The organism is Acinetobacter sp. P37 (assembly GCF_057480965.1).
On the sequence record NZ_JBLIYY010000024.1, the window covers coordinates 25,698 to 35,011 of the forward strand.

Consider the following 9,314-nt stretch of genomic DNA (forward strand, 5'->3'; position numbering starts at 1 on the left):
TCACCCCTTCAAGGGCATGAACAGAATAAAAATTAATTTTTTTGCTGCGCTTCCGTGATTTCATCGATCAGACGTAAATAACTGTCTAATCGGCGCGGCAAAATTTCGCCATTTTGAGCCGCCATTCTAAGCGCACATTGCTTTTCATGTTTATGCGTACAGTTACGGAACTGACAATAACCCAAATGTGACTCAATCTCAGGGAAACCTTGTTGAACTTTTTCCAGTTCTAAGTGCCATAAACCAAATTCACGGATTCCTGGTGAATCAATCAATGCAGAACCTTCACCAAACGCAATTAAGCGCGTAGAGGTGGTGGTGTGCTGACCGAGCGCGGAGTTTTCCGAAATAATATTGGTTTTTTGCGCAGCATCCGGAACAATGGCATTAATTAAAGTGCTCTTACCAACCCCAGACTGACCTACAAATGCGACAGTTTCACCAGAAAGTCGAGCAGAAAGTGTGCTTAAGTCACCATCGGATTGGGTTTGCATGACCTCATAGCCCAAGTCACGATATTCTTGTAATAGCGTTAAGATCGGATCGTTGTCTTTAAGTAAGTCTGATTTATTTAAGACCAATAAGGCTGGAATATCAGCATCTGCACAGGCCACCAAATAGCGGTCAATCAGGCCAGGTGCTGGCTCAGGAAGCGGTGCAAATACAATCACAATCAGGCTGACATTGGCTGCGACAGGTTTCACTTTGTGATAACGGTCAGGGCGTGTCAGTAAAGATTGGCGTGGATGAATCGCGGTAATAATCCCTAAACCTGTGATCGGGTCAGCTTGCCATTTGACACGGTCACCCGTCACCAATAATTCGAGATTGGTACGGGTATGGCAGCGCCAAACACTGCCTAATTCGATGGGTTTCCAATGTGGTTCAGGTTCACCAGCTTGCACAATAGGTTTTTCAGGATGTTGGTCGGGTGTAGACAGCGCTTGAACTTCAAGTTGACGACCATAATGTTGGACGACCAAGCCTTCCAAATCTGCAGAAGTATCGATTTCTTCCTGACGAGATTTATGTTGCTTCTGAATGCGACGTTGCTGCTGTTCAGTCAGTCGGCGCTTACGAATTAAAGCCATTCATATCCTAAAAAACCGTGAAAACTAGATGGCAAAAATAGCATGAAAGCAGGGTCTATTTACAGCGCAAGCCCAATAAATTTGCTACTATGTTCATTTTTACAGCCTAATAAGATTGCACATTTATGAGCAGCACACCTGATACACGCCTGATTTGGATTGACCTTGAAATGACAGGTCTAGATACAGATAACGACCAGATTATTGAAGTTGCAACAATTGTGACGGATGATAATTTAAATATTCTGGCGGAAGGGCCTGTGCTTGCGGTACATCAGTCTGACCGTGTGCTCAATGCAATGGATGAGTGGAACACTCGCCAACATGGTCAATCAGGTCTGATCGAACGTGTACGTCGTAGTAAATTGACAGCACAAGATGCTGAACAGCAAACTTTAGAATTTTTGAAAAAATGGGTAAATCCAAAATCATCACCGATGTGCGGTAACTCAATTTGCCAAGATCGTCGTTTCTTGCATCGTTTAATGCCTGAAATGGAACAATACTTCCACTACCGTAATCTCGATGTATCATCAGTGAAAGAATTAGCGAAACGCTGGCGCCCAGAAATCATGGGTGGCTTGAAGAAAAATGCCTCACATTTAGCAATGGATGATATCCGTGACTCGATTGCAGAGCTTAAATACTACCGTGAATATTTCTTTATTATGAATAAAGACTAAGGTTGTAAGATCGAAAAAGAGGCGAAAGCCTCTTTTTTTTATCCGAGATATTTTCTCTATCGTTGATAGATGTTGGCTTGATGAATCTCGAGAAAACTTGCAGGCTGAGCCAAATCAGTGAAGCCAAATTGACGATATAAACCATGTGCATCCGCCGTTGCAAGCAACATGCGTCTTAGATCTGCGGAGCCACATTTTTCAAATAAAGTACTCACAATTAATTTTGAATAGCCTTTGCCTCGATGCCCATCGGCGACATAAATATCGGCTAAATAAGCAAAAGTTGCATAATCCGTAAAAGCACGACCAAAACCGATGAGTTCATCATCGAGAAGTAAGGCCACGGCCAAAGAGTTTTCAATCGCTTTTTTCACCACATGTTTTGGAATATCTTTTGACCAATAGGTATGGCTTAAAAAGCGATGCACGGTGTCTAAATCCATTTCATTTTTGTCATCGGTAATTTTTAAATTATTTGGCAGAGGATGGATGTTCATGGCAATACACACTTGATTTTTTGATCTATGGTTATATTTTTAAAGCAGACCTCCGTTCGCTGTAAATGTTTATTTTGATGGATTTAGAGCTGATGCGAATGCCTCGCTGTTGTGCTGTCTGCTGAATTGCGTTTTATCAAAGAAAATAAGTAGCGAATTTGCTAAAATGGTGGCTGATTTAACACTGCCTCCTAACCTATGACTGAACTGCTCCAAGATGATGAATATGACCGCCGTTTTGCTGGCGTAGCCAAAATATATAGTGATGAAAGTTTTCATCATTATGAAAAAAGTCATGTCATGGTGATTGGGATTGGTGGTGTAGGCTCATGGGCGGTCGAAGCTTTAGCGCGTACTGGTATTGGTGAACTAACCTTGGTCGATATGGATGTAGTTGCTGCATCGAATATTAATCGACAATTGCCTGCCATGAGCACGACACTGGGACATGAAAAAATTGAAGTGATGGCAGAGCGCTGTCGTTCGATTAACCCACGGATTAAACTCAATTTAATTGATGATTATCTCACACCCGAAAATGTCAAAGAAATTTTGGCAGGTGCTCCTGACCTGATTTTAGATTGTATTGATGATGTGAAAGCCAAATTTGCTTTAATGCTACATTGCCGTTTTAATAAAATTCCGTTGATCGTTTCGGGTGGAGCAGGCGGTAAACTTGATCCGCTGAAAATCCGAGTCGCAGATTTATCAAGAACAGAGCAAGACCCGATGTTAGCTAAATTGCGGACACAATTACGTGGCAAAGGCATTTGTAAAAAGCCGAAAGAAAAGTTTGGGATTACCTGTGTTTATTCGATTGATAATCCATTTTCCAGTGCTGATGTTTGTCCAAGTGCAGGCTTACGTTGTGGTGGATATGGTTCAGCAGTAGTCGTGACGTCCAGCTTTGCGATGGTGGCTGTGTCAGAGGTGCTCAAAAAACTTGATGCAAAACGAGCAAAAGCATGACAGCTATCTCATTTTGAAAAAAATAAAGCACCGAATTCGGTGCTTTTTTTGTATATAGAATTAAAATCAGACACAATGTTGGAATAATTAAAATATTGATTTTTTTTGGGGCGAGTATGTGGTTTTTACTGATACTAATTTTGGGGATGGGAGCACTTGCGTTTTGGATGTGGAAAAGACCCGATCCAGTGAAACGCGATCAGGCTAAAGCGGTTGGGCATGACTTGTGGATAGACCAATTAGATGCACAGCTGAAATTTGCAGAACGTTTAATGCTTGATGCACCAACCGACTATGCGCGTGCCTATGAGTTGTATCAAAATTTGGCCAAACAGCATGAAATTCCACAGGCCTATGTCGCAATGGGGCAGATGCATTTACAAGGTTTAGGCAGAGAAGTCAGTGTGGAAAATGCGCTGGCTTTATTGGAAAAAGCCAATAGTTTAGGCAGCGATGATGCTGCATATGTGTTGGGACAAGTTGAAGAAGGTATCTATGGCGGTGTACCCAATATTGAAAAAGCGCAATACTGGTATCGACATGCGATTTCACGCGGTCATTTGGATGCGCAATATCGACTCGCCGAACTAAACCCAGAAGATCAGACACATGCCGAGCAGCAACATTTAGATTTGTTGCAAAAAAATGCGGACAATGGACATGCCAATTCACAGTATCAATTGGCACAGTTCTATTTAAAACAAGCCACGCCAAATATTGCTCTAGGATTGGAATATTTACTGAAAGCTGCTCAACAAGACCATATGGCGGCTATTCAGCAATTGCAGCAATTCTATGCACAAGGAAAGTATCTTGCGCAAAATGATGAAAAGTCATTGCAATATTTAAAGCGAGGATTGCTACTCGGGCACCAGCAGCAGTTGTATGAATATTATCAAGCAGTATTGATGGGTAAAATCGACGTCGATCAGCGTCAGCGGGTTTATCATGATCTTTTGCAGCAGGCCAAAGAGCACAAAGTTGCAGCAGCCAGCCGATTATTAGGCATTGCACATTTTCATGGTTGGTACTTGGAGAAGCAGGAAACTTTAGGTTTTCGCTTTCTGACCGAAGCTGCTCAACTTAAAGATGCTGATGCAATTAGTCTTATTGCAACACTGTATTTTGAAAAGTATTTGGTTAGTGATGATCCGCAAAAAGCATTTGAGTTATATCAAACAGCGTATCAATTCAAACCCTTATTCATTAACCAAGTCGGTTTAGCACTATGCTACCTACATGGGGTCGGTGTTGAGCGAAATATCAAGCAAGCGCAGCAACTTTTAGTTGAAGCGGCAAGACACTTAAATGATATGTCCATTACTTGTGTCGCGGATCAAAATTATCTGATTGGACGTTTTTATGCATTGCCAGAATATCCTTTACCACATCGTGATCAGTGTCTGAGTTATCTGGAAAAAGCCGCAGAACAAGGTTCGCAGGATGCTGCTTGGTATCTCTACCGTTTAGCCGTGGACAATATCTTGCCTGATCTACAGTTTGATGAAGCTCAAAGCCAGCGGGCATTGTTGAAAGCGGCAAAATTAGGTCATCCTGATGCACTCACGCAACTAGGTCTGGTTAATTTAAAAGGACAATGGGGAACACAAGATTTCCAACAAGCGTTGCAGTATTTCTCGCAAGCGGCAGCATTGGGAAATGTGACTGCCTTGTACCAGCTTGGTGAAATGTCAGAACATGGTTTAGGTGTACAGCAAGATTTAACTCAGGCACATAGTTATTATGCACAAGCGGCTCAGGGGATGAATGCTGCGGCGTTAACGCGATTGGGCTATTTATATATTCATGGCATGGGCGTAGAGCGTGATCTTAAAATTGCACAGCAATATTTGGAAAAAGCGGCCTTGCAAGGCTATGTCGAAGCACAAGAACAATTGGAGAATATTCACGCATTTTTAAATACTAATAAATCGTGATGCAAGGCAGTAAGGTGGTATGAAGAGACCTGAAGTTTAGTTTGATGGTCTCTACATTTTTTTAATGCAGAAATAAATAGAGTAAAAATAACATAAAGAATTGATGTAGAAATTTGAATTTTTACTTACATAAAACCCAAAAAAGCAGGCAGATTATGCCTAGAAAAATATGAGTTTTTTTGATTAAATACCCCGCATATTTTATAAAAATCTGATTTTAGATAATAACGATGCTGAACAATATTTATTCTGCACTTGAGAAATTGGGCATTAGTCCACAAAAACGTGCCTTGCATATTCAATTTTCCAATACCACGCTGAATGAACAAGTATTCTTGCAACGTATTGATGGGGAACATGCCTTAAGTGAAGGTTTGAATGTTCAGCTCATCTGTCTCTCAACTTCTGCCACCTTAGAACTCAAACAATTTATTGGTACACAAGTCGCAATCGATCAGGTGACCGATGCTGGGCAACTTTTTCGTATTACCGGGATCATTACTGAAGCATTTCAAGGCCAAAGTGATGGCGCATTAACGCTATATAAGTTGACCTTAGAAGATGCAACGGCATTGTGGCATAAGCGTCGTAATAGCCGCGTGTTTATGAATAAATCGGTCAAAGATGTGGTCGAGATTGTTTTTAAGGAATGGCAAAAAAAGAGCCCACTTTTTGCAGCGAGCTTAAGTTTGGACTTAAGTGGCTTAAAAAAAGAGTATGACGTTCGACCATTCATGATGCAAAGTAATGAAACTGACTATGATTTTATTACTCGCTTACTACGCAGTGAAGGCATTCATTGGTTAATTGATGAAGCGCAGCATTTTGTCTCTTCCTCTTCAGCGCCACTCCAAGCCCAAAAGCTGCGTTTAATTGATGAAAATAGTCAATATCAGCCTCTAGATCGTCGCAATATCCGTTTTCATCGCAGCAGCGCTACAGAAAAGCAAGACAGCATGACCAGTTTTATCGGTCAGCGCAGTCTGCAGCCGACGTCGGTACATGTGCAGCGGTGGCAGGCAGATGTGCTTGAACAGGACGAGGGGGGTGGTGCAGTACAAAGCAAGCACCTACATAGTCAAAATCAAGATAATGCGAGCCTAAGCTTAGAGCAAGCATGGCATGTGAGCCCTGCATGGATGCAAGATCTGAATGGTGAAGATGCTGCAACTGCCTCTAATAGTGCTCAAGTTGAACGTCTCAATCAAAATTTTAGTGATTATTATGCGGCTCAAGCCAAACAATTTATTGCTAAAAGTACCGTGCGTGATACGCAAGTTGGTTATTGGTTCAAATTGGATGAGCATCCAGAGATTGACCAGCATCGTGGTGCAGATCAAGAATTTTTGATTTTATCCAAGTCTTTTTATAACCAAAATAATTTACCCAAAGACTTAACCGATCAAGTTACACAGTTAATCCATCAAAGTCAGTGGCAAGTCAAACAAAGCGATGCGGATGAACGCCAAGCCAATACCTTGGCTTTGCAACGTCGAAATATAACGACCGTCCCTGAATTTAATCCGCTTACACATCGACCAGTAACACATCCACAGCGTGCTAAAGTTGTGGGTCCTGCTGGTGAAGAAATCCATGTTGATGAATGGGGGCGGATAAAAGTTCGTTTCCTATTTACCCGTTCAGATGATCATGGTCATGATGGCGGTGCAGGTGCGAACAATAATGACACAGACTCGGCTTGGGTTGATGTGGTGACCCCGTGGGCCGGCGAAGGTTATGGCGCACGCTTCTTACCTCGAATTGGTGAAATAGTTGTCGTTGATTTCTTTGATGGCAACATTGACCGACCTTTTGTCGTGGGTCGTATTCATGAAGCGCAGCGTAGTCCCACTAAATTTGACAATAAAGGACAATTACCCGATACCAAAAAACTTGCGGGAATTCGTTCTAAAGAAGTGGCGGGAGAGGGTTTTGGTCAATTACGCTTTGATGACACCACGGGGCAAATTAGTACCCAGCTACAAAGTAGTCATGGTGCGAGCCAACTGAACCTCGGTAAGCTCAGTCATCCAAAAGATAAAGCAGAAAGTGAAGATCGAGGCGAAGGCTTCGAACTTAGAACCGACCAATGGGGTGCAGTACGAGCAGGACAAGGTTTATTGGTTTCGACTTATAAAACAAGATGGGGCCAAAGGTGAGCATTTAGATGCAAATGAAGCCAAGAGCCAAATTGAAAGTTCCTTAAAGAACTCTAAGGCTTTAAGTGAAGTTGCTAAGAATCAGCAGACAGACCCACTGGACGTTTTGGAAGGGCTTCAAGCATTTATCGAAGTTTTAAGTCAAAAAGATGAGAAAAAGGCAGCAGAATTTAAGTCTGCTGTCATGGTGTTGGCTTCACCCAATTCGATTGCTTTAAGCAGTAATGAAGATATCCATGTATCTGCAAATGGCCGGATCAGCCAAACTGCAGGCGAGAGTATGAACATTTCCACGCAAAAATCCTTAATTGGCCATGCCGGTAAAAAAATCAGTTTATTTGCAGCACAAGAAGGATTGAGAGCATTTGCAGGGAAGGGAAAGGTTGAGATTCAGGCGCAAGGTGATGGGGCAGACCTCATTGCACGTAAAGGCATTCAGATTATTTCAACCGAAGATACGGTATATATCACCAGCCCTAAAGAGATTAATTTAACGGCGGGTGGTTCACAGATCAAAATAAATGCTTCAGGTGTGTTTCCAACTACAGGTGGAAAATTTGAGGCGAAAGCGGGGCAGCATAAGTTTATTAAAGGACATAATGCAGATGAAACAATATTAGATTTACCTTTGTTAGAAGAGTGTGAATATAAAATGGAGAATGCATCTAACTCAGGAAATTCAGGTATTAAAATAGTATGAATAATTTTAAAAGATTAGATTTTGAAAGTTTTAAAAGATATAACTATATTTTATATGAGCAAATTCATTTTAGGAATCTTTTAAGTGTTTATCAAGAAAATAAAGTTAATTACAAAATTATCGCAATAAACTTATTTAAAAAAAGAGAAAAAGCTCCAATTTTAGTTGATCTTAAGTCAATGAATGCTGATGCATTAGAAGACTTTTATAATAATATTTTTTTGAAAGAGTTTTCTACTGGCTTGAGTTTGTTTCAAAACATGGGGTTGGTAAGTAATCTAGTAAAATCAAAGTTAGAATTTGATGATTTTTCGAAAATTATTACAAGTCTATTGATGTATAACTCGGAAAATATAATAAGATTTTATGATCCTAGAGTAAATATACATTTATTAAATATAAATCAATATTCCAATTTAAATTTAGAAATGAGAATTTGGTTGAGAAAGTTTAATAGTATATTTGATGAGTGGTGTATTTGTACTTTTGGTTGTTATTTTGGATTCATAAGCCAAGAATCTAAAAATGATGAGAAAATTAATTTTTCAATACACCAAATTGATAAAATTAATCAAAAATTTAAAAAGCATGATTTTGAAAGTACACAAGAAATAGAAATATTTCTCAAAGAAAACTATAAACGATTAGTGGTGAAGGATTAGTTAATGGATAATATTTATAGTAAAGATTTAAAAGATAATCCTAATTGTGCTACATGTCAAAGAACAAGTATGTTTGTCCCTGTACGTATAGCAATAGCTATAGATGATCAAACTGTTGACAATCCTTTTGGACCACCAGATTATCTTATAAAGTCTTTACCTCAGTTACCAAATGGACTTACTTATATTTTGAGGCGTTTAAGTGAAGGATATGTTTACGCCTATTCAGATTCATGGAAGTTTGATCATTATAATGATGTTGATTTTCATGTATATCAAGTTAATGAAACAGGTTTTATTACAGCTGTCGATAAAGATGAAATAAATGAATTTAAACCATCTACATATCAATGTTTTCAAAGTGAAAAAACTACTAAGGAAATAAATATTACTAATGCATTAGGGTTGGATCTTTTTGTTAATATAGAAGAAAATAGTAAAATTAATATGATGTTTGCTAGGCATCAACTTTCACCTAAAACACTTGAAAATATAAAAAAAGAAAAAAATAATCGTGATATTAAGCCTCTTTCATAAATCAAAAAACGAACAGTCTCTTGCTGATTATTTGTACCGAAGAATTTTAAATATTCATGCATAATCTGCGGATGAAATA

General features: G+C 39.6%; 7 protein-coding genes and 1 pseudogene. 6 read left to right on the plus strand and 2 right to left on the minus strand.

Annotated features, from left to right (window positions below; all coding sequences use genetic code 11):
• Positions 1 to 32: 32 nt before the first annotated feature.
• Positions 33 to 1,091, minus strand: a complete 1,059-nt coding sequence (gene rsgA / locus AC25JC_RS16005) for a ribosome small subunit-dependent GTPase A (protein ID WP_078192688.1) — start codon at positions 1,089 to 1,091, stop codon at positions 33 to 35.
• A 125-nt stretch (positions 1,092 to 1,216) separates the two neighbouring features.
• Here rsgA and orn point away from each other — a divergent pair, with 125 nt between their 5' ends.
• The gene (orn, locus tag AC25JC_RS16010) at positions 1,217 to 1,774 is read left to right on the plus strand and encodes an oligoribonuclease (RefSeq protein ID WP_067763591.1); all 558 of its coding nucleotides are present in this window, start codon (positions 1,217 to 1,219) and stop codon (positions 1,772 to 1,774) included.
• A gap of 56 nt (positions 1,775 to 1,830) precedes the next feature.
• Here the strand turns inward: orn and AC25JC_RS16015 are convergent, their stop codons facing one another.
• On the minus strand, positions 1,831 to 2,271 hold the full coding sequence (locus AC25JC_RS16015; RefSeq protein WP_486924429.1) for a GNAT family N-acetyltransferase: 441 nt from the start codon (positions 2,269 to 2,271) through the stop codon (positions 1,831 to 1,833).
• A gap of 198 nt (positions 2,272 to 2,469) precedes the next feature.
• On the opposite strand from AC25JC_RS16015, the gene AC25JC_RS16020 reads away from it, so the two are divergent.
• The 5 genes and pseudogenes from AC25JC_RS16020 to AC25JC_RS16040 all read left to right on the plus strand — a co-directional run bounded on the left by AC25JC_RS16020 (position 2,470) and on the right by AC25JC_RS16040 (position 9,235).
• Positions 2,470 to 3,240: a tRNA threonylcarbamoyladenosine dehydratase gene (locus AC25JC_RS16020; RefSeq protein WP_486924430.1), complete on the plus strand. Its 771-nt coding sequence runs from the start codon at positions 2,470 to 2,472 to the stop codon at positions 3,238 to 3,240.
• A 116-nt stretch (positions 3,241 to 3,356) separates the two neighbouring features.
• Complete coding sequence (locus AC25JC_RS16025; RefSeq protein WP_486924431.1) at positions 3,357 to 5,177, plus strand: tetratricopeptide repeat protein; 1,821 nt, start codon at positions 3,357 to 3,359, stop codon at positions 5,175 to 5,177.
• A gap of 230 nt (positions 5,178 to 5,407) precedes the next feature.
• A pseudogene (locus tag AC25JC_RS16030) lies at positions 5,408 to 8,036 on the plus strand (type VI secretion system Vgr family protein).
• Positions 8,033 to 8,698: a hypothetical protein gene (locus AC25JC_RS16035; protein ID WP_180115857.1), complete on the plus strand. Its 666-nt coding sequence runs from the start codon at positions 8,033 to 8,035 to the stop codon at positions 8,696 to 8,698. The pseudogene AC25JC_RS16030 and the gene AC25JC_RS16035 overlap by 4 nt, the downstream one beginning before the upstream one ends.
• A gap of 3 nt (positions 8,699 to 8,701) precedes the next feature.
• Positions 8,702 to 9,235, plus strand: coding sequence for a toxin VasX (locus AC25JC_RS16040; RefSeq protein WP_486924432.1), 534 nt, complete (start codon positions 8,702 to 8,704; stop codon positions 9,233 to 9,235).
• Positions 9,236 to 9,314: the final 79 nt, after the last annotated feature.

Coding starts and splice junctions, on each gene's coding strand:
- rsgA (WP_078192688.1), bottom strand. CDS start 1,091: ATGGCTTTAATTCGTAAGCGCCGACTGACTGAACAGCAGCAACGTCGC.
- orn (WP_067763591.1), top strand. CDS start 1,217: ATGAGCAGCACACCTGATACACGCCTGATTTGGATTGACCTTGAAATG.
- AC25JC_RS16015 (WP_486924429.1), bottom strand. CDS start 2,271: ATGAACATCCATCCTCTGCCAAATAATTTAAAAATTACCGATGACAAA.
- AC25JC_RS16020 (WP_486924430.1), top strand. CDS start 2,470: ATGACTGAACTGCTCCAAGATGATGAATATGACCGCCGTTTTGCTGGC.
- AC25JC_RS16025 (WP_486924431.1), top strand. CDS start 3,357: ATGTGGTTTTTACTGATACTAATTTTGGGGATGGGAGCACTTGCGTTT.
- AC25JC_RS16035 (WP_180115857.1), top strand. CDS start 8,033: ATGAATAATTTTAAAAGATTAGATTTTGAAAGTTTTAAAAGATATAAC.
- AC25JC_RS16040 (WP_486924432.1), top strand. CDS start 8,702: ATGGATAATATTTATAGTAAAGATTTAAAAGATAATCCTAATTGTGCT.